The organism is Streptococcus infantis, assembly GCF_047465525.1.
Classification (GTDB): Bacteria; Bacillota; Bacilli; order Lactobacillales; family Streptococcaceae; genus Streptococcus; species Streptococcus infantis_R.
The window spans coordinates 43,063-67,057 of the sequence record NZ_JASGZS010000009.1 but is presented as its reverse complement, the minus strand read 5'-3'; the positions used below and the strand labels follow the sequence as shown (position 1 = coordinate 67,057).

The 23,995-nt window shown below is 41.3% G+C and carries 20 protein-coding genes; 17 read left to right on the top strand and 3 right to left on the bottom strand.

Annotation, left to right across the window (positions count from 1 at the left end):
* Positions 1 to 9 precede the first annotated feature (9 nt).
* From QM374_RS04800 to QM374_RS04770, 7 genes are all read left to right on the top strand, one after another.
* Positions 10 to 750 (top strand): Stp1/IreP family PP2C-type Ser/Thr phosphatase, encoded by a 741-nt coding sequence (locus QM374_RS04800; protein ID WP_414311033.1) that lies wholly within the window; start codon positions 10 to 12, stop codon positions 748 to 750.
* The gene (pknB, locus tag QM374_RS04795; RefSeq protein WP_414311032.1) at positions 747 to 2,630 is read left to right on the top strand and encodes a Stk1 family PASTA domain-containing Ser/Thr kinase; all 1,884 of its coding nucleotides are present in this window, start codon (positions 747 to 749) and stop codon (positions 2,628 to 2,630) included. The genes QM374_RS04800 and pknB overlap by 4 nt, the downstream gene beginning before the upstream one ends.
* Before the next feature lie 88 nt (positions 2,631 to 2,718).
* Entirely contained in the window at positions 2,719 to 3,477 is a 759-nt protein-coding gene (locus QM374_RS04790) for a threonine/serine exporter family protein (RefSeq protein ID WP_414311031.1), read from the top strand.
* A 1-nt stretch (position 3,478) separates the two neighbouring features.
* A complete protein-coding gene (locus QM374_RS04785; RefSeq protein ID WP_414311030.1) occupies positions 3,479 to 3,928 on the top strand; it encodes a threonine/serine exporter family protein in 450 nt (149 codons plus the stop codon).
* A 176-nt stretch (positions 3,929 to 4,104) separates the two neighbouring features.
* Positions 4,105 to 5,277 carry a hydroxymethylglutaryl-CoA synthase gene (locus QM374_RS04780; protein ID WP_414311029.1) on the top strand — a complete coding sequence of 391 codons (1,173 nt, stop codon included), beginning with the start codon at positions 4,105 to 4,107 and terminating at the stop codon, positions 5,275 to 5,277.
* Positions 5,277 to 6,551 carry a hydroxymethylglutaryl-CoA reductase, degradative gene (locus QM374_RS04775; protein WP_049549277.1) on the top strand — a complete coding sequence of 425 codons (1,275 nt, stop codon included), beginning with the start codon at positions 5,277 to 5,279 and terminating at the stop codon, positions 6,549 to 6,551. The genes QM374_RS04780 and QM374_RS04775 overlap by 1 nt, the downstream gene beginning before the upstream one ends.
* A 253-nt stretch (positions 6,552 to 6,804) precedes the next feature.
* On the top strand, positions 6,805 to 7,320 hold the full coding sequence (locus QM374_RS04770; protein WP_049549278.1) for a hypothetical protein: 516 nt from the start codon (positions 6,805 to 6,807) through the stop codon (positions 7,318 to 7,320).
* Positions 7,321 to 7,564: 244 nt separating this feature from the next.
* Here the strand turns inward: QM374_RS04770 and QM374_RS04765 are convergent, their stop codons facing one another.
* Together QM374_RS04765 and QM374_RS04760 are read right to left on the bottom strand one after the other, a co-directional pair.
* Positions 7,565 to 8,530 carry a LacI family DNA-binding transcriptional regulator gene (locus tag QM374_RS04765; protein WP_414311028.1) on the bottom strand — a complete coding sequence of 322 codons (966 nt, stop codon included), beginning with the start codon at positions 8,528 to 8,530 and terminating at the stop codon, positions 7,565 to 7,567.
* Complete coding sequence (locus QM374_RS04760) at positions 8,511 to 9,965, bottom strand: sucrose-6-phosphate hydrolase (protein WP_414311027.1); 1,455 nt, start codon at positions 9,963 to 9,965, stop codon at positions 8,511 to 8,513. The genes QM374_RS04765 and QM374_RS04760 overlap by 20 nt, the downstream gene beginning before the upstream one ends.
* A 363-nt stretch (positions 9,966 to 10,328) precedes the next feature.
* Between QM374_RS04760 and QM374_RS04755 the strand changes: the two genes are divergently transcribed.
* Positions 10,329 to 12,212: a sucrose-specific PTS transporter subunit IIBC gene (locus QM374_RS04755; protein WP_414311026.1), complete on the top strand. Its 1,884-nt coding sequence runs from the start codon at positions 10,329 to 10,331 to the stop codon at positions 12,210 to 12,212.
* Positions 12,213 to 12,352: 140 nt separating this feature from the next.
* The gene (gene scrK, locus QM374_RS04750; RefSeq protein WP_414311025.1) at positions 12,353 to 13,240 is read left to right on the top strand and encodes a fructokinase ScrK; all 888 of its coding nucleotides are present in this window, start codon (positions 12,353 to 12,355) and stop codon (positions 13,238 to 13,240) included.
* Positions 13,241 to 13,280: 40 nt separating this feature from the next.
* Here the strand turns inward: scrK and QM374_RS04745 are convergent, their stop codons facing one another.
* Positions 13,281 to 14,471, bottom strand: coding sequence for a cation diffusion facilitator family transporter (locus QM374_RS04745; RefSeq protein ID WP_414311024.1), 1,191 nt, complete (start codon positions 14,469 to 14,471; stop codon positions 13,281 to 13,283).
* 266 nt (positions 14,472 to 14,737) lie between these two features.
* Here QM374_RS04745 and QM374_RS04740 point away from each other — a divergent pair, with 266 nt between their 5' ends.
* The 8 genes from QM374_RS04740 (at position 14,738) to QM374_RS04705 (ending at position 23,995) form a co-directional block, all read left to right on the top strand.
* Entirely contained in the window at positions 14,738 to 17,422 is a 2,685-nt protein-coding gene (locus QM374_RS04740) for a cation-translocating P-type ATPase (protein WP_414311023.1), read from the top strand.
* A gap of 106 nt (positions 17,423 to 17,528) precedes the next feature.
* A complete protein-coding gene (locus QM374_RS04735) occupies positions 17,529 to 17,939 on the top strand; it encodes a peptide deformylase (protein ID WP_414311022.1) in 411 nt (136 codons plus the stop codon).
* Between the two features lie 45 nt (positions 17,940 to 17,984).
* The gene (yaaA, locus tag QM374_RS04730; protein WP_414311021.1) at positions 17,985 to 18,707 is read left to right on the top strand and encodes a peroxide stress protein YaaA; all 723 of its coding nucleotides are present in this window, start codon (positions 17,985 to 17,987) and stop codon (positions 18,705 to 18,707) included.
* A gap of 140 nt (positions 18,708 to 18,847) precedes the next feature.
* Positions 18,848 to 20,134 (top strand): homoserine dehydrogenase, encoded by a 1,287-nt coding sequence (locus tag QM374_RS04725; RefSeq protein ID WP_414311020.1) that lies wholly within the window; start codon positions 18,848 to 18,850, stop codon positions 20,132 to 20,134.
* A gap of 1 nt (position 20,135) precedes the next feature.
* The gene (thrB, locus tag QM374_RS04720) at positions 20,136 to 21,005 is read left to right on the top strand and encodes a homoserine kinase (protein ID WP_414311019.1); all 870 of its coding nucleotides are present in this window, start codon (positions 20,136 to 20,138) and stop codon (positions 21,003 to 21,005) included.
* Positions 21,006 to 21,087: 82 nt separating this feature from the next.
* A complete protein-coding gene (locus QM374_RS04715; protein WP_414311018.1) occupies positions 21,088 to 21,213 on the top strand; it encodes a hypothetical protein in 126 nt (41 codons plus the stop codon).
* A gap of 69 nt (positions 21,214 to 21,282) precedes the next feature.
* Entirely contained in the window at positions 21,283 to 22,221 is a 939-nt protein-coding gene (gene msrB, locus QM374_RS04710) for a peptide-methionine (R)-S-oxide reductase MsrB (RefSeq protein WP_414311017.1), read from the top strand.
* 49 nt (positions 22,222 to 22,270) lie between these two features.
* A complete protein-coding gene (locus tag QM374_RS04705; RefSeq protein ID WP_414311016.1) occupies positions 22,271 to 23,995 on the top strand; it encodes an ABC transporter ATP-binding protein in 1,725 nt (574 codons plus the stop codon).

Below are 23,995 nucleotides of genomic sequence, written 5' to 3'. Positions count from 1 at the left end.
ACTGACACAATGGAGATTTCATTATTAACAGATGTGGGTCAGAAACGTACAAATAATCAAGACTATGTCAATCTTTTTGTCAACCGAGCAGGTTGTACAATGATTATCTTGGCTGACGGGATGGGAGGTCATCGCGCAGGAAATATTGCTAGCGAAATGGCTGTGACTGACTTGGGTGTGTCATGGGTAGATACCCAGATTGACACGGTCAATGAAGTTCGCGAATGGTTTGCCCACCATCTAGAAGTTGAAAATCAAAAGATTTATCAAATGGGGCGTGATGAAGCCTACAAGGGAATGGGGACAACTTTAGAAGCCCTTGCAATCATTGATCATCAAGCTATTTATGCTCATATTGGAGATTCTCGTATCGGTCTGATTCGTGGTGAAGAATACCATCAATTGACCAGTGATCATTCTTTGGTCAATGAATTGCTTAAGGCAGGTCAATTGACACCTGAAGAAGCTGAAGCACATCCACAAAAGAATATCATCACCCAATCTATCGGACAAAAAGACGAAATTCAACCTGATTTTGGAATTGTCAGCTTGGAACCAGGTGACTATCTGGTCATGAATAGCGACGGTCTAACCAATATGATTTCAGGCAGTGAGATCTATGATATTGTGACAAGCGATATTTCGCTTGATGATAAGGCAGCTACTTTAGTACGTTTTGCTAACAATGCTGGTGGCCTTGATAATATTACAGTTGCCCTTGTTTCGATTGAGGAGGAGGCGGCACAATGATCCAGATCGGCAAGATTTTTGCCGGGCGGTATCGGATTATCAAACAAATTGGCCGTGGAGGTATGGCAGATGTCTACCTGGCCAAGGATTTGATTTTAGATGGGGAAGAGGTAGCTGTAAAGGTCCTAAGGACTAACTACCAGACTGACCCGATTGCTGTTGCTCGTTTTCAGCGTGAAGCGCGTGCAATGGCTGACTTAGATCATCCCCATATCGTTCGGATAACGGATATCGGCGAAGAGGACGGTCAACAGTACCTAGCTATGGAATATGTAGCTGGTCTTGATCTCAAGCGCTATATCAAAGAACACTATCCCCTCTCAAATGAAGAAGCTGTCCGTATCATGGGTCAGATTCTCTTGGCGATGCGCTTGGCGCACACTAAAGGTATTGTCCATCGTGACTTAAAACCTCAAAATATTCTTTTGACTCCTGATGGAACGGCTAAGGTGACGGACTTTGGGATTGCTGTAGCCTTTGCAGAGACAAGTCTGACTCAGACCAACTCTATGCTGGGCTCTGTTCACTACTTGTCACCTGAGCAGGCTCGTGGCTCTAAGGCAACTGTCCAGAGTGACATCTATGCCATGGGGATTATTTTCTACGAGATGTTGACAGGGCATATCCCTTATGATGGCGATAGTGCAGTGACTATAGCCCTCCAGCATTTCCAAAAACCTCTCCCTTCGGTTATAGCTGAAAATCCATCTGTTCCCCAAGCTTTGGAGAATGTGGTCATCAAAGCAACTGCTAAAAAGCTTACAGATCGATACCAGTCGGTTTCAGAGATGTATGTTGATTTATCTAGCAGTCTATCTTATAACCGCAGAAATGAACCTAAACTTGTTTTTGATGATGCTACTAAGGCGGACACAAAGACATTGCCAAAAGTTTCTCAGACAACCTTGACCTCTATTCCTAAGGTTCAACCACAGACAGAAAGCCATCAGGCAACTAAAGCTAGCCCAGAAGTAAGTGCTAAAAAATCTGTGGAAAAACCAGTAAAAAAACGTCGTTTTAAGGCACGTTATCTAGTTCTACTAGCAAGTTTCGTACTGGTTGCCGCTTCTCTGGTGTGGATTTTATCCAGAACACCAGCTACTGTTGAGATTCCAAAAGTTGCAGGTCAAACTGTTGCTGAAGCTAAGGAAACCTTGAAAAAAGCGAATTTTGAGATTGGTGAGGAGAAGACCGAAGCGAGTGATACCGTAGAAGAAGGTCGGGTCATCCGAACAGATCCAGATGCTGGCTCAGCTCGCAAGGAAGGGTCTAAAGTTAATCTAATCATATCTTCAGGTAAACAATCATTTAAGATTGGAAACTATATTGGACGCAAATCTACTGATGTTATTGCAGAATTGAAAGGGAAAAAGGTTCCTGAAAATCTGATTAAGATTGAAGAAGAAGAGTCCAGTGAATCAGAACCAGGTGTGGTTTTAAAACAGAGCTTAGCAGAAGGTACAACTTATGATCTTACCAAGGCAACTTCTATCGTTTTGACTGTTGCTAAAAAGGTGACAACCGTAACCATGCCAAGTTATATTGGCTCAAGTCTTGAATTTACAAAGAATAACTTAATTCAAATTGTTGGTGTCAAGGAAGCTAATATCGAAGTAGTAGAGGTATCGACAGCTCCTGAGGGCACTGCTGAAGGAACTGTTGTGGATCAAAGTCCAAAACTAGGTGAGAAAGTTGATCTAAGTACGACACGTATAAAGATTTCTATTTATAAACCAAAAACTCCACCATCATCTTCTTCTGTTCCATCTTCGAGCCAACGCAATAATAACAGAACGGACAATACGGTGCCATCACAAAGTCCATCGACACCATCTTCGTCTACGCAAACTCACGCGGACGAACACAACACAGATAACTAAATAATCTTTGTCACAGTTTTTGTGGCAAAGATTTTTTTTCCTTCGAAATTATGATAAAATAAAATGGAGTTTGAAAAAGGAGGGAAACATGGAAGAATCAAAAAAACTGAATGCAGTTATTGATGTCATCATGCTGGCAGGAACGATTTTACTTCGTAATGGTTCTGAGATTTATCGTGTTGAAGATACCATGATTCGGATTGCTCATTCACAGGGCATTATGGATTGTAATGTTTTAGCCATGCCTGCCGCCATTTTTTTCTCCATTGAAAATACAAATATCTCTCGTATGAAGCGAGTGACCTCCTCTGCTTATAATATTGAGAAGGTGTGTGATGTCAACCAGATTTCACGGCAGCTTGTATCAGGACAGTTGGATTTGGAGACAGCCTTTATCCAACTAAAGGAATTGAATGCCAAGGCATCTCCCTATACCAATGTTCAACTAACTGCTGCAGCGACCCTCAGTGCTCCTTTCTTCTCTATCATGTTCGGTGGGAATGTCTACGATGCCATCGGAGCAGGAGTGGCGACCTTGTTTGCTTTTACCTGCTCTCTCTATGTAGAGAAGTTTATTCGTATCCCTTTTATGACTGCTTTCGCAGGAGCACTTGTCTTTGGTTTGATTGCACAATTTTGGGCGCGCTATTCTGGTTTACCATCGACAGCTGATTTGGTCATTGCGGGTGCGGTCATGCCCTTTGTACCTGGAATTGCCCTGACCAATGCTGTTCGAGATATTATGACTAATCACATTAACTCTGGTATGAGCAAGATGTTTGAATCCTTGCTGATTACCCTTGCCTTAGGGGCTGGAACATCAGTCGCCCTCGTACTCATGAACTAATATGACAGTATCAACATTTTTATTACAGGCTATAGCTAGTCTGCTAGCTATTATTACTTTTTTAATCGTTTTAAATGTCCAGCGTTCCATGCTGATACCTGGTGGTGTTTTGGGAATGTCTATCTGGCTACTCTATCTGATACTCAAGGAACCAACCAATGTTATTTTGGCAACTTTTATTGCTGCGGTGATTGGTTCTTGTGTCAGCCAGATTATGAGTATTCTCTACAAGACTCCAGCAGTTGTTTTTGCTCTGGCTATACTGGCACCACTAGTACCAGGTTATCTGTCCTATCGAACAACTTCCTTTTTCGTTACAGGTGACTACGGCCATGCCATTTCTAGTGCCATGTTAGTCATGATGTTGGCTCTCGTTATCTCCATTGGAATGGCAAGTGGAACAGTTTTGTTGAAATTGTATCATTATCTCAAAAAGAATCGAGCTAGCTAAGACTCGATTTTTTATAGCGCTTCAGGTCAGTTTGTTGAGCTAGTTTCAGAATGAGATAAGGTTTTTAAAATGAACTTGATTTGGTGAATCAAGTCTTTTTTCGCTCATTTGACCTCAATTGTGATAAAATAGAGGTGAACGATTTTTTACAATGAATGATAAAAATAGAGGTAAATATGACAATCGGTATTGATAAGATTGGTTTTGCGACCAGTCAATACGTTTTGAAATTACAAGATTTAGCAGAAACCCGAGGAATTGATCCTGAAAAATTGAGTAAAGGACTCCTTTTAAAAGAATTGAGTATCGCTCCTTTAACAGAGGATATTGTTACCTTGGCTGCCAGTGCAGGAAATTCTATCCTGACTGAAGAAGATAAGCAAGAGATTGATATGGTTATCGTAGCGACAGAGTCTGGGATTGACCAGAGTAAAGCTGCAGCTGTCTTTGTACACGGTTTGCTTGGGATTCAACCATTTGCTCGTAGTTTTGAAATTAAGGAAGCTTGCTATGGTGCAACAGCGGCCCTTCACTATGCTAAGTTACATGTAGAAAATTCTCCTAAATCAAAAGTTTTAGTGCTGGCCAGCGATATTGCAAGGTATGGTGTTGAAACTCCTGGAGAACCAACTCAAGGTGCAGGCTGTGTTGCTATGTTGATTAGCCAAAACCCACGTGTTATGGTCTTCAACAACGATAACGTTGCGCAAACTCGTGATATTATGGACTTCTGGCGTCCAAATTACTCGACAACACCATTTGTAAATGGGGTTTACTCAACGCAGCAATATCTTGATAGCTTAAAAACGACTTGGGAAGAGTACCAAAAGCGTTATGACTGTAACTTGGACGATTTTGAAGCTGTATGTTTCCACTTGCCATATCCGAAGCTAGCTCTCAAAGGATTGAAAAAAATCCTAGACAAATCCTTGCCTCAAGAGAAGAAGGACTTGCTTCAAAAGCACTTTGATGAATCTATTATTTATAGCCAAAAAGTTGGGAACATTTATACAGGTTCACTCTTCTTAGGTCTCTTGTCTCTACTTGAAAATTCTGATAGTCTCAAAGCTGGGGATAAGATTGCCCTCTACAGCTATGGTAGTGGTGCTGTATCTGAGTTCTTTAGTATAGTATTGGTTGAAGGTTTTGAAAAGCAATTGCGGAAAAATCGCTTAGACTTGCTAGACCAGCGTCAAGCATTGAGCGTAGCTGATTATGAACGAATCTTCTTTGAGGAAGCAAACTTTGATGAGTCTGGTTCTGCAACCATGTCAGGCTATGAAGGACAGGACTATGCTCTGGTTGAGATTGTAGAACACCAACGTCGCTACAGCAAGGTTGAAAAATAATGAAAAAAAATTGGAATGGATTTGCTAAAAAATCAATTCAAGAGCGCCTTGAGTTCGTTAAGTCTCAGGCGCTTACTTCTATGGAAGCCCAAGACAGTCTTGAGCAAAATGAAAATCTTAGTCTAGCAGTTGCGGACCAGCTGAGTGAGAATGTGGTGGGGACCTTCTCGCTTCCATACTCAATAGTTCCAGAAGTACTGGTAAACGGTCAAGAGTACACCGTTCCTTATGTGACCGAAGAGCCATCTGTTGTTGCTGCAGCTAGTTTTGCTAGTAAGATTATCAAACGTGCGGGTGGTTTTACTGCTCAGGTTCATCAACGCCAAATGATTGGTCAGGTAGCTCTTTATCAGGTTCCAGATAGGGATAAAGCATGTCAGGCTATTTTGAGTCAGAAAGCAGAGCTGCTCGAACAAGCAAACCAAGCCTATCCATCTATTGTCAAACGTGGTGGTGGAGCCAGAGAGCTAACAGTTGAGAAAATTTCTGGTGAGGCTGATTTTTTAGTGGTTTATCTCCATGTGGATACTCAGGAAGCCATGGGAGCTAATATGCTCAATACCATGCTTGAAGCTTTAAAACCTAGCTTAGAGGCTCTAAGTCAAGGGCAAAGTTTAATGGGCATTTTATCCAACTACGCAACAGATTCTCTAGTAACTGCAACTTGTCGGATTGCCTTTCGTTATTTGAGTCGCCAGAAGGATGAAGCGCGTGAACTAGCTGAAAAAATGGTTTTAGCCAGCCAGTTTGCTCAGGCAGATCCTTATCGAGCAGCTACTCACAATAAGGGAATATTTAATGGAATCGATGCTCTCTTGATTGCTACTGGAAATGATTGGCGGGCTATCGAAGCGGGAGCGCATGCCTATGCCAGTCATGATGGTTCCTATCGAGGTCTCAGTCGTTGGACGATGGATTTGGAAACAGAAGAGCTAATAGGAGAGCTGACCATGCCGATGCCGGTTGCTACCAAGGGTGGATCAATTGGTCTCAATCCTAGAGTCGTTCTCAGCCATGAGTTGCTTGGTCATCCATCTGCCAAAGAATTGGCTCAAATTATCGTTTCGATTGGTCTCGCTCAAAACTTTGCAGCACTTAAAGCTCTGGTCAGCACAGGGATCCAGCATGGACACATGAAACTTCAAGCAAAATCTCTAGCACTTTTAGCAGGAGCTACAGAGAAAGAAGTACCTAAGCTAGTAGAAAGCTTGATTGCTGAAAAAACTTTTAATTTAGAAAAAGCCCAAACTCTTTTGAAAAACTTAAGATCATAAGAAAAACTCAGACTGGTTTGATTTTTTGCGCTTTTTACTGTTTTTTCAAATAAAAGAAACTCAAATACAGAATCGTATTTGAGTTTCTTAATTCAATGACATTATTTGACAGTTTTTCTGTTTTTGTTCAAAAAAACAAGATGTATGCATTGATGACGCTTTGATTTTTATTATAATATAACTGTAAATTATTAAGATTCCTAATCAAAAAAATATAGAGAGGAGGATTTTTGATTAGGAATAAAAAATTAAAATGCTGAGTGTTGCATTACTTAGTACAGTAATATTGAATATAGCACTTACAGAAGGTGTTTCAGTTGTTCATGCTAATGAGGTGGCTTCAGCTACAAAACTTGGAAATACTTTTAAAGATTTATCGGAAGAATCTATTTTATTAATTTTAAAAGCAGTAGATGAAATGCCACAAGGAATGTTGGAAAGAGGAAATCAGGAAGAAATTGATAAATATATGCTTAGTAAAGGCATAGATTTAAAATTTGATAATGAAGTACAGTTCAGGGACTTTTGGGGATGTGTCGGTGCAGTTGCTTGGGCGGTAGGATCTGCTGCTGTTGGTATTGGTATGCTTGTTAAAATTAAACAATTTATAGCAGCAGTAGGAGGTATCAAGGCAGCCGCTTCTGCTTTAATATCCATTGCTGAATCTGGAGCTAATTACGAAAATATTACAAAATTTGGATATGCTGTAGTTGACATGGGGTCTACTATTTTGGGAATTAAGGAAATTGGTGATAACTGTTTTGAATAAGAAATACAATGTAGTTTTATTTTTATTATTTATAGTCTATTTGTTTGGATACTTCTCGATTTCAAAAAATTTAATTCCTATAATGTGTGTGATCCAAATATTTTTGTTAGAAAATATATTTAAATCTCAAAATAAGCTTATCCAAATAGGTAAAATTATAGTTATTATTGCTTCTATAATATTATTTATTGATAGTATACTAAATTAAGAGTCTGAGAACTATTTTGTCTCAGACTCTTTTTGTCTAAATACTTTTACCTGGTAAGAGACTAACTGGTAAGAAATAACCAGTAGTAGCAACCTCTTTGCCTTCAATTTTTTGTAAGAGCAAATCAACTGTTAGGCGAGCAATTTCTTCCAAGGGTTGTTTAATGGTAGTGAGGTGAGGATAGAAATTTTCAATGAAATAAGTTCCGTCATAGCCGATCACCTTGAGTTGTTCAGGAACAGAGAGACCAAGCTCCTGAGCAATTTTAATAACCAAAATAGCAGTCAAATCATCAGAGGCGAAAATCGCATCTGGTTTTTGTTTGGTCAAGATATTTTTAATTTCCATTTCCTTACGAAGGGGTGAAAAGTCACTGGAAACATTGATAATAGGAGCCTTTGGTAAGATAGAAGCAAAACCAGCATGACGAAGTCCAGTTGGTGAATTGGAGTTGTCATTACCTGTAATCATAATGATAGATTTGGCTCCGGTTTTAGCCAGAGTCTGAGCGGCTAGGACTCCGCCAGCATAGTTATCAGAAGAAACGACAGGGATATCTGGTGATAGGTTACGGTCAAATGAAATGATCGGAGCGGTTACGCGATTGTAATCCTCAATCCCAAGGTTGTGACTTCCCGAGATGATGCCGTCCACCTGGTTGGCTTCTAACATTTCGATGTATTCGCGTTCTTTTTCCGAATCGTGCTCACTATTACAGATGATGGTCTTATAGCCGTTTTTGAAGAGTTCGTGCTCCAGTTTGTCAATCAATTCAGCATAGAAAACATGGCTGATTTTTGGGAAAATCAACCCAATTAACTTGGCTGATTTCCCTTGGAGGCTACGAGCAAGGTTGTTGGGTTTGTAGCCTAACTCCCGCATGGCCTCATTGACCTTTTGAATGGTTTTTTCTGACAGATAACCTTTTTTATTGATGACACGTGAAACAGTAGTAGGGCTGACGCCAGCTAATTTTGCGACATCAGTTAGTTTTGCGACCATATTCTAATTCGTAGTAAGTTCCAGTTGGGTTTCCAGATTTAATGAGGATTCCATTTTGATCTTTGTGAGGGAAGACACGACCAGAAAATACTTTTTCTCCTTTATTGATGAAAATTTCAAAGACTGAATTATCGATGAAGATATTTACAGTAGTAGCTTGGTTGTCGATTGAACATGAGCGAGTAGTTCCAAATTCTTGAGCATATTGCTCACCTGCTTGACTGCGGTCAACAGTAACTTGACCATTGACAAGGTCAAAATTGATAGAGAGTCCTTTGCCATCTTTGTCAGCAAGAAGAACGATTTCACTTTGACTATTAGCTGCTAAGTTGAGCTCGAGCTCGTAGGTGTTTTTGGTTTCAGAACGATTTGAAAATTCCTCTTGTGAAGCACGGAGTTCTTTGATAGCAGTTACAGGATACTGATAGAGTTTGCCATCTTTAATGGTAAGTTCCTTGACCAATGAGAAAGTTCCTTGGTGATCAAAACGGTCAGATGGATAAGACACATCTGGTAGACCAAGCCAACTAACAGCAAGTGCACGTCCATCAGGCGCATTGAAGGCTTGAGTAGCGTATGCTTCAAACCCATAATCGAGGTTGTGTAGTTCAGATACATCTACCATACGTGCATTTTCAGGATCGAAGGAAGCACCAATTTTATACATATTTGGATAGATATTGTCATAGTCAAGAACTTTTTTATCCAAACCTTGTGGACAGTAGAGAAGGACAGGTTGTTCTCCGACAAAGACAAGATTCGGGCACTCCATCATATAGGCAGTACGGTCGTTGTTGAAGTCCAACTCACCAACTTCTTGCCAGTTTGTATAATCATTATCGACAGCTTTGTAGAGACGGACAAAACCTTTTTTCTCCAAGTCTTGACCACCAACGATTGCGTAGTATTGTCCTTTAAAGTTAAAAATCTGTGGATCGCGGAAGTGGTCAGTTACATCAGCGGGTTGATCAATCAAGATCTTATCAATCTTTTTAATATTTCCATCCTTATCCATCAAGGCACCAATCTGATAAGGGTGGCGAACCCAATTTTCATCACGGACATTTCCTGTATAGAATAGGAACAATTGATCACCAAACTGCATAGCAGATCCTGAGTAAGCACCGTGGCTATCCAGTGGAGTATCAGGCAAGATTTTAACACCTGTTTCAGTAAAGTGCACCAAATCGTCACTCTCAAGTTGAACCCAAGATTTCAAGCCGTGGGCTGCTCCAAAGGGGAAGTTTTGGTAAAAGACAATCCACTTACCATCAAAATAAGAAAAACCGTTTGGGTCGTTGAGGAGTCCTTCCTTTGGTTCGATGTGATAGCTGACATGCCATGGGGATTGAGCCATCTTTTCTTGGATTTCTTTTTTTTCTTCTTGTGTCCAATCTTCATAACGTCTGTAACGACGTTCAGTAGTCCATTCCATTTCTATTTCCTCCATAAATTCTACTATCTTAATAGTAAACGTTTCCTTATAAAAAAGCAAGTCTTTTACACTAAATTAAAGAAAAAAATGTCAAACGATTGACAGAGTTTGGGAACGTAATTTTATGGAAAATGATGAAAATATGAAAGTTTTTGAAAAACTTTAAAGTAAAAACCTTGATTTTAGAGGGTGTTATGGCTGTGTTGATGAAAAAATAGCAAAAACAATCAAAAAATAAAAAATAGCAAAATTTTTTCTGCAAAACGCTTGACATATTTTTCAAACGTGATAGAATAATATTCGTGGGGCGAGTAAAATCGCTTTCAAACAAGAACAAATTTTTTTATAAGGAGATTTTTGCAAATGACCAATACAGAAATTGCAAAAAAAGTCATCGAAGCCTTAGGTGGACGTGAGAACGTTAACAGTGTAGCACACTGTGCGACTCGCCTTCGTGTTATGGTGAAAGATGAAGCGAAGATCAACAAAGATGCTATCGAGAACTTGGAAAAAGTTCAAGGTGCTTTCTTTAACTCAGGTCAATACCAAATCATTTTTGGTACAGGTACAGTAAACAAGATGTACGACGAAGTCGTAGCTCTTGGTTTGCCAACGACATCTAAGGATGAGATGAAGGCAGAAGCTGCTAAACAAGGAAATTGGTTCCAACGTGCCATCCGTACTTTTGGTGACGTCTTTGTTCCAATCATTCCAGTTATCGTAGCAACTGGTCTCTTCATGGGTGTTCGTGGGCTCTTGAATGCTCTTGGAATGACACTTCCAGAAGATGTGACAACTTACACTCAAATCTTGACTGACACAGCCTTTATCATCTTGCCAGGTTTGGTTGTTTGGTCAACCTTCCGTGTATTCGGTGGTAACCCAGCCGTTGGTATCGTTCTTGGTATGATGCTCGTATCTGGTTCACTTCCAAATGCCTGGGCTGTTGCTTCTGGCGGTGAAGTAACTGCTATGAATTTCTTTGGATTTATCCCAGTTGTTGGTTTGCAAGGTTCAGTTCTTCCAGCCTTCATCATCGGGGTTGTCGGAGCTAAATTTGAAAAAGCTGTTCGTAAAGTGGTTCCAGATGTACTTGATCTCTTGGTAACACCATTCGTAACACTTCTCGTAATGTCAATTCTTGGTTTGTTTATCATCGGACCAGTCTTCCACGTTGTTGAAAACTACATTCTTCTTGGAACAAAAGCTATCCTTAACTTGCCATTTGGTCTTGGTGGTTTCTTGATTGGTGGAGTTCACCAAGTTATCGTCGTATCAGGTGTTCACCACATCTTCAACTTGCTTGAAGTTCAATTGCTTGCTGCTGACCATGTCAACCCATTCAACGCTATTATCACAGCTGCCATGACTGCTCAAGGTGCTGCAACTGTAGCCGTTGGTGTGAAAACTAGAAATCCTAAACTTAAAACACTTGCTTTCCCAGCTGCTCTTTCTGCCTTCCTAGGTATTACTGAGCCTGCTATCTTCGGGGTTAACTTGCGTTTCCGTAAACCATTCTTCCTTTCATTGATCGCTGGTGCAATCGGTGGTGGATTGGCATCTATCCTTGGTCTTGCTGGTACTGGTAATGGTATCACAATCATCCCAGGTACAATGCTTTACATTGGTAACGGACAACTTCCACAATACCTTCTTATGGTAGCTGTATCATTCGCTCTTGGTTTTGCTCTTACTTACATGTTTGGTTATGAAGATGAAGCAGAAGTGGCTTCAGAAGCTACAACTGAACGTTTGGCTGACGAAGCAGTAACTGGTACTGTTGTTGCACCTAGCGAAGGTGTCATCCAAACACCAATCGTTGGTGACGTAGTTCCCCTTTCAGATGTTAATGACCCAGTCTTCTCAAGTGGAGCTATGGGACAAGGTATCGCTGTAAAACCTAGTCAAGATGTTGTTTACGCCCCAGCTGATGCTGAAGTGACAATCGTCTTCCCAACAGGACATGCTTATGGTTTGAAAACTGCAAACGGAGCTGAAATCTTGATCCACGTTGGTATCGATACTGTTTCAATGAACGGTGAAGGATTTGACCAAAAAGTTGCTCAAGGTGACAAGGTTAAAGCTGGAGATGTTCTTGGAACATTTGACTCAGCTAAGATTGCTGCTGCAGGCCTTGATAATACAACAATGGTTATCGTGACAAACACTGCAGACTTTGCTTCAGTAAATCCAGTTGCTTCTGGATCAGTTGCTAAAGGTGATGCAATCATCGAAGTTAAAGCTTAATAAATCAAAAAAACGAACAAATGTCATGTTTGTTCGTTTTTGATTGAATCGTAAAATTTACAGAGGAAAAACTAAAATATAGAGCAACTTTCCTTCTGGAATTATGCTATAATAGAGAAAATAAAAACTAGAGGTTTATCATGACAAAATTATATGGAAGCTTGGAAGCGGGCGGTACAAAATTTGTCTGTGCTGTCGGTGATGAAAACTTTAACATTGTAGAAAAAACACAATTTCCAACAACAACTCCTATCGAGACAATCGATAAAACCATCGAGTTCTTTTCAAAATTTGATAATCTTGCAGGTCTTGCAATTGGTTCATTTGGTCCCATTGATATTGACAAAAACTCAAAAACTTATGGCTTTATCACAACAACTCCAAAACCTCACTGGGCAAATGTGGACTTGCTTGGTGCCCTTCGTCGCGCCCTAAACGTGCCAATGTACTTCACTACAGACGTAAACAGCTCTGCCTACGGTGAAGTGGTTGCCCGTAACAATGCTGGTGGCCGTATCGAGAACTTGGTTTACTACACAATCGGGACAGGTATCGGTGCAGGTGCCATCCAACGTGGGGAGTTTATCGGTGGCGTGGGTCACCCTGAGATGGGGCACTACTATGTGGCTAAACACCCAATGGATATTGAAAAAGAATTCAACGGTGTTTGTCCTTTCCACAAAGGATGTTTGGAAGGCTTTGCGGCTGGTCCAAGCTTAGAAGCTCGTACAGGAATTCGTGGTGAAAACATCGAACTCAACAGTTCTGTATGGGATGTTCAAGCCTACTATATCGCTCAAGCAGCTGTAAATGCAACTGTAACCTTCCGTCCAGACGTTATCGTATTTGGTGGTGGTGTTATGGCTCAACAACACATGCTTGACCGTGTACGTGAGAAGTTCACATCCTTGCTCAATGGTTACCTACCAGTTCCGGATGTGCGTGACTATATCGTAACACCAGCTGTTGCAGGTAATGGTTCAGCTACACTTGGAAACTTCGTTCTTGCTAAGAGCGTAGCAAAATAAGTAAAAAAAATGAGGTCGAGATTTATCTCGGCCACTTTCTTTAGTCTTTTTCAATTTTCGTTTCCTGATGGAATATATTTTGCCAAGTTTCATGTCTGCGCCAGATACTTGTATGGATGGTGTCACCAACCTGATAGCGGATGAGTTTTGTCTTCTGACTAATGGATGTCAAGTGAAGTTCCTTGATAGCAGAGGTTAATTCTTTTTCCTCCTTATAGGCTTCCTTGTCTAGTTCTAGTCCGTCTTGGCGAATATAAATGAAATCTTCAGCCAGTAATTCTTCCAATTGATTTCCTTGGTCAATTAGTTGCTCTCTCATGAGCAATTTTTTATAGACATTATCAAGAATTTCATCCTCAGGAATCGGTGCTGGTTCGATATGAATATCGGTATCAAAGACGCCAAAGCGTTCTGATAACATGGATTCAACCTGATCTGCAATTTCGTGACTTTCGAAAACGGAGAGGTCTGGATTCATCTCGAGAGTAATGTCTAGATAAATATTACTTCCATAAGTACGACCCCGTTGTGATTTGACCTTGCTAATCTTAGGGATTTCCATGATAGCCTTTTGGTAATCTTCGAGCAAGTGCTCATCAAAACCATCTGAAAGGCTGAAGGATGACTCGATAAAGATATCGTAGGCAGTTTTGAGGATAAAGAAGGTGATAACAATGGCAACCAACTTATCCACGAGAGGGAAGTTAAAACTGCTAGCTAGGATGGCGATAGTGGTTCCGAGTGAAGTGATCGCATCTGATAGATTGTCCTTGGCAGCCGCTTTCAGCGCCTTAGACTTGGATTGCTTGCTGAGGTGAGTGTTGTAGAGATAGACTCCAAACATAATCACTGCAGAAATCACTCCCCAAATCGCTCCCAGTGGGTCAATCACAGTTTCTTCGCGACTGATAATCTTTTGAATCGTATCTCGCAAGACATCAAAACCAACATAGAACATGATGATAGAGGTGATAAGACTTGCCAAGTCCTCGATTTTCCAGTGACCGAAACGATGGTCTCTATCTGCTGGCTGTCGGGCCAATCGAATCCCTATGAGGAGGGCAACATTTCCGATGATATCAGAAACGTTGTTGAAACCATCCGCCACCAAACTGGACGAGTGAAGGAGGTGACCTGCTGCTAACTTAGCTGCTGACAAGAAAAGGTAGGTCAAGATGCTAATAATAGCACCTCGCTCAGCTAATTTCAAATTTGAAACTGATTGATTCATCTGACTCTCTTCCTAGAATTTTTGTATTCTATCATTATACTGGTTTTGTAAGGAAAATTCAAATGGAGGTGACTCACTCCACTCCAGTACTTGAAAACTTTTGAAAATCTGTTATAATAGAACTACTCAAGGGAGTAGCTGGCGGTTAACCGCGATAGTGTCGTCATTACGAATTATTTCCGGCACTATATTAAACAGCGAGACTTGTTTTTTTAAAAAACAGGTCTCTTTTTTTGTAAAAAGAGGCCAAAAAGGAGGAGACTGTTTTGTCAAAAGAACAAAATAAAGATTTGTTTTACACACAATCTTCTGAGGAAGTCCTAAAGAATCTGGATTCATCTGTCGAAGGTTTGTCAACTGCTCAAGCTCAAGAACGCTTAGCGACTTATGGTCGAAATGAGTTAGAAGAGGGCGAAAAACGTAGCCTACTAGCTAAATTCCTTGATCAATTTAAGGATTTGATGATCATCATCTTACTAGCGGCAGCGGCACTTTCTGTAATTACAGAAGGAATGGACGGTTTAACAGATGCCATTATTATCTTGGCCGTAGTTGTTCTTAATGCAGCCTTTGGTGTTTACCAAGAAGGTCAAGCAGAAGCAGCAATTGAAGCTCTGAAAAACATGTCTAGCCCGATGGCTCGTGTTCGTCGTGATGGTCATGCCATTGAGATCGACTCAAAAGAATTGGTACCTGGAGATATCGTCTTGCTTGAAGCGGGAGATGTCGTGCCTGCAGATATGCGTTTGCTTGAAGCGGCGTCTCTTAAAATCGAAGAAGCTGCTCTTACTGGTGAATCTGTACCAGTTGAAAAAGATATTACTCAAGTGGTAGAAGCAGATGCTGGTATTGGGGACCGCGTTAATATGAGTTACCAAAACTCAAACGTAACTTACGGTCGTGGTATTGGTGTCGTAACCAATACTGGTATGTATACAGAAGTTGGTAAGATTGCAGATATGTTGGCTAATGCCGATGAGACAGAAACACCATTGAAGCAAAGCTTGGAACAATTATCTAAAGCCTTGACTTACTTAATCGTTGTGATTGCGATTATCACTTTCTTGGTTGGTGTATTCGTTCGTGGTGAACATCCGTTGGAAGGCTTGATGGTTGCGGTTGCTCTTGCGGTTGCGGCGATTCCAGAAGGTCTCCCTGCCATTGTAACCATCGTTCTCTCTTTGGGAACAACAACCCTTGCTAAACGTAATTCAATTGTTCGTAAATTACCAGCGGTTGAAACACTTGGTTCAACAGAAATCATCGCATCTGATAAAACAGGTACCTTGACTATGAACCAAATGACGGTTGAAAAAGTCTATACTAACGGTCAATTGCAAAGCTCTGCATCCGAAATTACTGCTAGCAACAATACCCTTCGTATCATGAACTTTGCCAATGACACTAAAGTGGACCCATCTGGCAAATTGATTGGTGACCCAACGGAGACTGCCTTGGTACAGTTTGGTTTGGACCACAACTTTGATGTTCGTGAAATCTTGAAGGATGAGCCACGTGTGGCTGAATTGCCATTTGACTCAGACCGTAAGCTTATGTCTACCATCCATAAAGAAGCAGATGGTTCATACTTTATCGCTGTCAAGGGTGCCCCTGACCAATTGCTCAAACGCGTGACTCGTATTGAAGTCAATGGGGAAGTTCGTCCAATCACAGAAGAAGACAAACAAGCTATCCTTGCTACCAACAAAGATTTGGCTAAACAAGCACTTCGTGTCTTGATGATGGCTTATAAAACTAGCGATGAAATTCCAACCTTGGAATCTGAAATTGTTGAGTCTGACCTCATCTTCTCTGGTTTAGTCGGCATGATTGACCCTGAGCGTCCAGAAGCAGCAGAAGCTGTCCGTGTCGCTAAGGAAGCAGGTATCCGTCCAATCATGATCACGGGTGACCACCAAGATACAGCTGAAGCTATTGCTAAACGTCTTGGAATCATCGATCCAAATGATACTGAAGACCATGTCTTCACAGGTGCTGAGTTGAATGAACTCACTGATGAAGAATTCCAAAAAGTCTTTAAGCAATACTCTGTATACGCACGTGTATCACCTGAGCACAAGGTTCGTATCGTGAAAGCATGGCAAAAAGAAGGTAAAGTTGTTGCCATGACTGGTGATGGGGTTAACGACGCACCATCACTTAAGACAGCTGATATCGGTATCGGTATGGGGATTACAGGTACAGAGGTTTCTAAGGGAGCTTCTGATATGGTCCTTGCAGATGACAACTTCGCAACCATTATCGTAGCGGTTGAAGAAGGACGTAAGGTCTTCTCAAATATCCAAAAATCTATCCAATACCTCTTGTCTGCCAATATGGCTGAAGTTTTCACTATCTTCTTTGCAACCCTATTTGGTTGGGATGTGTTGCAACCAGTGCATCTCCTCTGGATTAACTTGGTAACAGATACTCTTCCAGCCATCGCTCTTGGGGTGGAACCAGCTGAGCCAGGTGTTATGACCCACAAACCTCGTGGACGTAAGTCTAACTTCTTTGATGGTGGTGTCTTCGGAGCTATCATGTATCAAGGTATCTTCCAAACCATGCTGGTTCTTGGTGTATATGGTTGGGCAATTCTCTTCCCAGAGCATCAAATTCAAAGTGAAATCCACGCAGATGCCCTTACTATGGCCTTTGCAACTCTTGGTTTGATCCAATTGCTCCATGCCTTTAACGTCAAGTCTGTTTACCAATCAATCTTTACGGTTGGACTCTTCAAGAACAAGACCTTTAACTGGTCAATCCCAGTTGCCTTCATCCTCTTGATGGCTACGATTGTGGTTCCAGGATTTAACAGCCTCTTCCACGTTTCACATTTGAGCTTGACTCAATGGATGGCAGTTATTGTAGGTTCACTCATGATTGTTGTTCTTGTTGAAATTGTCAAAGCAGTTCAACGTGCACTTGGAAAAGATAAAAACGCCATTTAAGCATTGAAAAGTCATCTTCGGATGGCTTTTTTGTTTTTATATAAAGATAAAAGTCAATCGATTTTGTGCTATAATCAAGTAGAGAAAAAGATGGAGGAAAGAAGACTTGGAAAAGAAAATCGTAAGAGATATGATATTTTTATCGCAGGTATCCCAGCCTGCAAGGCAAGAAGATTTACCTCTAGCAAAGGATTTACAAGATACTCTGCAGGCTAATCGAGAGACCTGTGTTGGATTAGCAGCCAATATGATTGGGGTTCAAAAGCGCGTGATTATTTTTAATATCGGCATGATTACCATGGTTATGTTTAATCCCGTTCTCAAGTCTTTTGAAGGGCCTTACGAGACCGAGGAAGGTTGCTTGTCTTTGACAGGTGTGAGACCGACAACCAGATATGAAAAAATTACAGTAAGTTACAGAGATGTTCATTGGCAAGAGCAGACCATTACCCTGACAGGTTTTCCGGCTCAGATTTGTCAGCATGAACTGGATCATTTGGAAGGTCGTATTATTTAGTCTCAAATCCTTGGTGTTCCTAGAAAAATATGCTACACTAAGACTATGAAAATTCTAATCCCAACTGCAAAAGAAATGAATACAAATGTCCCTAGTTTAGAAGCAAATCCCTTGCGTCCTGAAAGTCAGGCTGTACTAGAGGAGTTAGCAACATATTCGGTCCAAGAACTAGAGAGTTTTTACAAAATTTCTGCTGAAAAAGCGCAAGAGGAGTATGAGCGCCTCCAGGCATTGAAAAATGGGACTGTAAATTCTTATCCTGCCTTGTACCTCTTTGATGGACTCATGTATCGCAACATCAAAAGGGACAATCTAAGCAAGGTTGAACAAGCCTATCTGGAGAAACACCTCATGATAACGTCAGCTCTTTATGGTGTGATCCCCGCCTTTGCACCCATTGCTCCCCACAGACTGGACTTTTTGATGAAACTCAAAGTCGCTGGAAAAAGCCTGAAAAGTCACTGGCAGTCAGCCTATGAAGAGTCGCTGAATGGTGAAGAACTAATCTTTTCACTCTTGTCTTCTGAATTTGAAACTGTCTTCCCTAAAGAGGTCCGTGAAAAGATGGTGACCTTCAAGTTCATGGAAGAGCGAGATGGTAAACTAAAAATCCACTCAACCATTTCAAAGAAAGCTAGGGGTGCTTTCTTAACAGCCTTGTTGGAAAATCAGGTGACTTCGGTAGAAGAAATCAAAAAGCTCAGCTTTGCAGGTTTCCACTATCGAGAAGACCTGTCTACTGGCAAGGAATTGGCTTTTGTGAAATAGATTGAAAATAGAGTCTGCCCTAGGTTGTATCAGGGCAGGCTTTTTTATGATTTGACGCTCCTATTTTTAGTTCAGAATGGTAGGAATTTTCTCACAATTTTGGTATAATAAGACTATTAGAAAATTTCGAGGAGACAAACATGTCAGTTAAGATTGCTTTACTTGGATTTGGTACAGTAGCCAGTGGTGTACCATTCTTACTAAAGGAAAATGGAGAAAAAATTGTTCAAGCAGCACATTCAGAAATTGAAGTAGCCAAGGTTTTAGTTAAGGATGATGAAGAAAAATCACGCTTGCTTGAAGCAGGAAATGATTTTAATTTTGTAACAAATATTGACGAAATCTTGTCAGATAAAGACATCACAATCGTTGTTGAGTTGATGGGACGTATCGAGCCTGCTAAAACATTTATCACTCGTGCTTTAGAAGCAGGGAAGCACGTTGTGACAGCCAACAAGGACCTTTTGGCTGTTCATGGTGCAGAATTGCTTGAGATTGCCAAAGCTCATAATGTTGCTCTTTACTATGAAGCAGCTGTTGCGGGAGGAATTCCAATCCTTCGTACCTTGGTTAACTCACTAGCATCAGACAAAATCACACGTGTTCTTGGTGTTGTCAATGGAACATCTAACTTCATGATGACCAAAATGGTAGAAGAAGGCTGGTCTTATGCAGATGCCCTTGCTGAAGCTCAACGACTTGGCTTTGCTGAAAGTGATCCAACCAATGACGTTGATGGGATTGATGCAGCCTACAAAATGGTCATCCTTAGCCAGTTTGCATTTGGGATGAATGTCAAATTTGAAGATGTTGCCCATCAAGGAATCCGTAATATCACTCCAGAAGATGTGGCAGTTGCCCAAGATCTTGGGTACGTGGTTAAATTAGTAGGTTCTATCGAAGAAACAGCTTCTGGAATCGCTGCCGAGGTTACTCCAACCTTCCTTCCTAAAGAACACCCACTTGCAAGTGTTAACGGTGTTATGAATGCTGTCTTTGTAGAGTCTATCGGTATCGGAGAGTCTATGTACTATGGACCAGGTGCTGGTCAAAAACCAACTGCAACAAGTGTTGTGGCTGATATTGCCCGTATCGTTCGTCGTTTGAATGATGGAACAATTGGAAAAGCCTTTAATGAATACAGCCGTCCAGTAGTCTTGGCTAAACCAGAAGATGTCAAAGCCAACTACTATTTCTCAATCTTGGCTCCAGATTCAAAAGGTCAAGTCTTGAAATTGGCTGAACTCTTTAATGCAGAAGATATTTCCTTCAAGCAAATCCTACAAGATGGCAAGCAAGAAGGCAAGGCTCGTGTCGTTATCATCACTCATAAAATCAACAAGGCACAGCTTGAAAATATTACAGAATCTTTGAAGGGTGTAGCTGAATTTGAACTTCTCAACACCTTCAAGGTTTTAGGAGACTAAGATGAAGATTATTGTACCTGCTACAAGTGCTAATGTGGGTCCAGGTTTTGACTCAGTTGGAGTAGCTGTAACCAAGTATCTAGAAATTCAGGTTTGTGAAGAACGTGAAGAATGGATGATTGAGCACCAACTAGGTAAATGGATTCCACGAGATGAGCGTAATCTTTTGCTGAAGATTGCTCTACAAATCGTTCCAGACTTACAACCAAGACGTCTGAAGATGGTCAGCGATATTCCTCTTGCACGTGGACTAGGTTCTTCTAGTTCTGTCATCGTTGCAGGGATTGAACTGGCAAATCAATTAGGAAATCTTAAATTAAGCGATCACGACAAATTGCAATTGGCGACTAAGATTGAAGGCCATCCTGATAATGTTGCGCCGGCTATCTATGGTAATCTGGTCATTGCCAGCTCAGTCGAAGATCAGGTTTCAGCTGTTGTGGCGCCCTTCCCAGAGTGTGCTTTTCTAGCTTATATTCCAAACTATGAATTGCGAACTCGCGATAGTCGTGGTGTCTTGCCCAAGAAACTTTCTTATAAAGAAGCTGTTGCAGCAAGTTCTATCGCCAATGTGGCTATCGCAGCTCTATTGACAGGAGATATGGTCAAAGCTGGTCAAGCTATCGAGAGTGACCTTTTCCACGAGCGTTATCGTCAAGATTTGGTTCGAGAATTTGCGACAATTAAAAAAGTTGCCAAGAGAAACGGTGCTTATGCGACCTACTTGTCTGGCGCTGGGCCTACTGTCATGGTTCTAGCTGATCCTGATAAGATGCCGAAGATTAAGGCAGAGCTTGAAAAACAACCGTTCAAAGGCAAGCTTCATGATTTGCAAGTAGACACACAAGGCGTGCGCGTCGAAGAAAAATAAATATAGCGATAGGATGGGGAAACTCTCTATTAGAGGGCTTCCTATCCTTTTTTTGAAAATGAAACGTGGGAACTGATACTCAATGAAAATCAAAGAGCAAACTAGGAAGCGAGCTGCAGGTTGCTCAAAGCACTGCTTTGAGGTTGTAGATAAGACTGACGATGTCAGTTACATATATCTATGGCAAGGCGAAGCTGACGTGGTTTGAATTTGATTTTCGAAGAGTATGACATGTTTCCCGTATTTGATGACCGATAGCTGGTCAAGGAGGTATGAGATGGCAGAAATATATCTAGCAGGTGGTTGCTTTTGGGGCTTAGAGGAATACTTTTCCCGTATTTCTGGAGTGTTGCAAACCAGTGTTGGTTATGCTAATGGTCAGGTAGGAACTACCAATTATCAATTAATCAAAGAAACAGATCATGCTGAGACTGTGCAAGTTATCTATGATGAAAAGGCAGTCTCGCTCCGTGAGATTTTGCTTTATTATTTCCGAGTCATTGATCCATTGTCTGTCAATCAACAAGGAAATGACCGTGGCCGTCAATATCGTACAGGGATTTATTATCAAGATGAAGAGGATTTACCGACTATCTATGCCCTTGTCCAAGAGCAGGAGCGCATGCTCGGTCGCAAGATAGCGGTAGAAGTGGAGAAACTCCGTCACTATATCCTGGCTGAGGACTATCACCAAGACTACCTCAAGAAAAATCCTGGTGGTTATTGCCACATTGATGTGAGGGATGCAGAGAAACCCTTGATAGACGCAGCCAACTATGAAAAACCTAATCAGGAAGTGTTACGAGAAAGTTTATCTGAAGAATCCTTCCGTGTTACCCAAGAGGCTGCGACGGAAGCTCCCTTTAGTAATGCCTATGACCAAACCTTTGAGGAAGGAATTTATGTCGATATCACGACTGGTGAGCCTCTTTTCTTTGCTAAGGATAAGTTTGCCTCAGGCTGTGGTTGGCCAAGCTTTAGCCGACCAATTTCCAAGGAACTTATTCATTACTACAAAGACTTGAGTCATGGAATGGAGCGTATCGAAGTCCGGTCACGTTCGGGTAATGCCCACTTGGGACATGTCTTTACAGACGGACCTCAGGAACTAGGTGGTTTACGCTATTGTATCAATTCTGCTTCTTTACGATTCATTGCTAAGGATGAAATGGAAGAGGCTGGTTATGGCTATCTACTTCCATATTTGAACAAATAAAAAGATGGTGGTTTTTCCACCTTCTTCATTTTGAAAATAGAAGGGACATATGAAACAATTACTTTCTTACTTTAAACCCTACCTCAAGGAGTCTTTCCTAGCGCCCTTGTTTAAATTGCTAGAAGCTGTTTTTGAACTCTTAGTTCCCATGGTGATAGCTGGGATTGTCGACCAATCCATCCCTCAAAAAGATCAAGCTCACCTCTGGATGCAAATGGGCCTCCTCTTTGTGTTTGCAGTTATTGGTGTTTTGGTTGCTTTAGTAGCCCAGTTATACTCAGCCAAGGCAGCAGTCGGCTTCACCAAGGAGTTGACCAATGACCTCTATCGTCATATTCTCTCCTTGCCAAAGGATAGTCGAGACCGTTTGACGACTTCGAGTTTGGTGACGCGTTTGACTTCAGATACCTACCAGATTCAAACGGGAATCAATCAATTCTTGCGCTTATTTTTAAGGGCTCCTATTATTGTTTTCGGTGCCATTTTTATGGCCTATCGTCTATCGCCTGAATTGACCTTCTGGTTTTTGGTCATGGTTGCCATTTTGACCTTTGTCATTGTAGTTTTATCACGCTTGGTCAATCCTCTTTATAGCATTTTGAGAAAGAAAACAGATCAGCTGGTTCAGGAAACACGCCAACAACTACAAGGGATGCGTGTGATTCGTGCTTTTGGTCAAGAAAAACGAGAAATCGAGAATTTCCAAGTACTCAACCAAGTCTATACGGCTATCCAAATGAGAACAGGCTACTGGTCTAGTCTCTTGACACCTTTGACCTATTTGATCGTCAACGGAACTTTGCTGGTGATTATCTGGAATGGTTATATTTCTATCCAAGGAGGCTGGCTCAGTCAGGGTGCCTTGATTGCCTTAATCAACTATCTTCTACAAATCTTGGTAGAGTTGATTAAACTAGCCATGCTCATCAATTCACTCAACCAGTCTTATATATCAGCTAAGCGCATTGAGGAAGTCTTCGCTGAAAAACCTGAAGATATTCATTCTGAGATTTATGTAGGAAAAGTATCTAGACATCGAGTTTTACAAGTTAGTCACTTGACCTTTACTTATCCAGATGCAGCTCAACCTTCGCTAAGGGATATTTCTTTTGATATGCAGCAAGGAGAAATTCTTGGGATTATCGGAGGAACTGGTTCTGGTAAGTCAACCTTGGTACAGGTTTTACTTGGTTTGTACAAACCAGATAAAGGAACAGTGGCCCTCTATCAGGCTGGGAATAGTCCTCAAAATCTTGCTCAATGGCGGTCCTGGATGGCCTATGTCCCTCAAAAAGTTGAACTCTTTAAGGGAACCATCCGTTCCAACTTGACTTTAGGTATGGAAAAACCTGTCTCGGACCAAGAACTCTGGCAGGCTTTAGAAATTGCCCAGGCCAAGGACTTTGTCAGCGATAAGGAAGATCAGCTGGACGCAGAAGTCCAAGCAGGCGGTCGTAATTTTTCAGGTGGACAAAAGCAACGCTTGTCTATTGCCCGAGCAGTCTTGCATCGAGCACCATTTCTCATTTTGGATGATGCGACTTCAGCCCTTGATACCATTACTGAGTCCAATCTTCTAAAGGCCATTCAGGAGAACTTGCCAAACACCAGCTTGATCTTGATTTCCCAACGAACTTCGACCTTGAAGATTGCAGACCAGATTCTCCTTTTAGAAAAAGGTCAACAATTAGCACTTGGAAATCATGAGGAATTGATGAAATCTAGTCAAGTCTATCGTGAAATCAATGCATCTCAACATGGAAAGGAGGACTAG

Coding starts and splice junctions, on each gene's coding strand:
- QM374_RS04725 (WP_414311020.1), top strand. CDS start 18,848: ATGTCAGTTAAGATTGCTTTACTTGGATTTGGTACAGTAGCCAGTGGT.
- thrB (WP_414311019.1), top strand. CDS start 20,136: ATGAAGATTATTGTACCTGCTACAAGTGCTAATGTGGGTCCAGGTTTT.
- QM374_RS04775 (WP_049549277.1), top strand. CDS start 5,277: ATGAAAAAAAATTGGAATGGATTTGCTAAAAAATCAATTCAAGAGCGC.
- pknB (WP_414311032.1), top strand. CDS start 747: ATGATCCAGATCGGCAAGATTTTTGCCGGGCGGTATCGGATTATCAAA.
- QM374_RS04745 (WP_414311024.1), bottom strand. CDS start 14,471: ATGAATCAATCAGTTTCAAATTTGAAATTAGCTGAGCGAGGTGCTATT.
- QM374_RS04765 (WP_414311028.1), bottom strand. CDS start 8,530: ATGGTCGCAAAACTAACTGATGTCGCAAAATTAGCTGGCGTCAGCCCT.
- msrB (WP_414311017.1), top strand. CDS start 21,283: ATGGCAGAAATATATCTAGCAGGTGGTTGCTTTTGGGGCTTAGAGGAA.
- yaaA (WP_414311021.1), top strand. CDS start 17,985: ATGAAAATTCTAATCCCAACTGCAAAAGAAATGAATACAAATGTCCCT.
- QM374_RS04770 (WP_049549278.1), top strand. CDS start 6,805: ATGCTGAGTGTTGCATTACTTAGTACAGTAATATTGAATATAGCACTT.
- QM374_RS04780 (WP_414311029.1), top strand. CDS start 4,105: ATGACAATCGGTATTGATAAGATTGGTTTTGCGACCAGTCAATACGTT.
- QM374_RS04760 (WP_414311027.1), bottom strand. CDS start 9,965: ATGGAATGGACTACTGAACGTCGTTACAGACGTTATGAAGATTGGACA.
- QM374_RS04790 (WP_414311031.1), top strand. CDS start 2,719: ATGGAAGAATCAAAAAAACTGAATGCAGTTATTGATGTCATCATGCTG.
- scrK (WP_414311025.1), top strand. CDS start 12,353: ATGACAAAATTATATGGAAGCTTGGAAGCGGGCGGTACAAAATTTGTC.
- QM374_RS04755 (WP_414311026.1), top strand. CDS start 10,329: ATGACCAATACAGAAATTGCAAAAAAAGTCATCGAAGCCTTAGGTGGA.
- QM374_RS04800 (WP_414311033.1), top strand. CDS start 10: ATGGAGATTTCATTATTAACAGATGTGGGTCAGAAACGTACAAATAAT.
- QM374_RS04785 (WP_414311030.1), top strand. CDS start 3,479: ATGACAGTATCAACATTTTTATTACAGGCTATAGCTAGTCTGCTAGCT.
- QM374_RS04705 (WP_414311016.1), top strand. CDS start 22,271: ATGAAACAATTACTTTCTTACTTTAAACCCTACCTCAAGGAGTCTTTC.
- QM374_RS04715 (WP_414311018.1), top strand. CDS start 21,088: ATGAAAATCAAAGAGCAAACTAGGAAGCGAGCTGCAGGTTGCTCAAAG.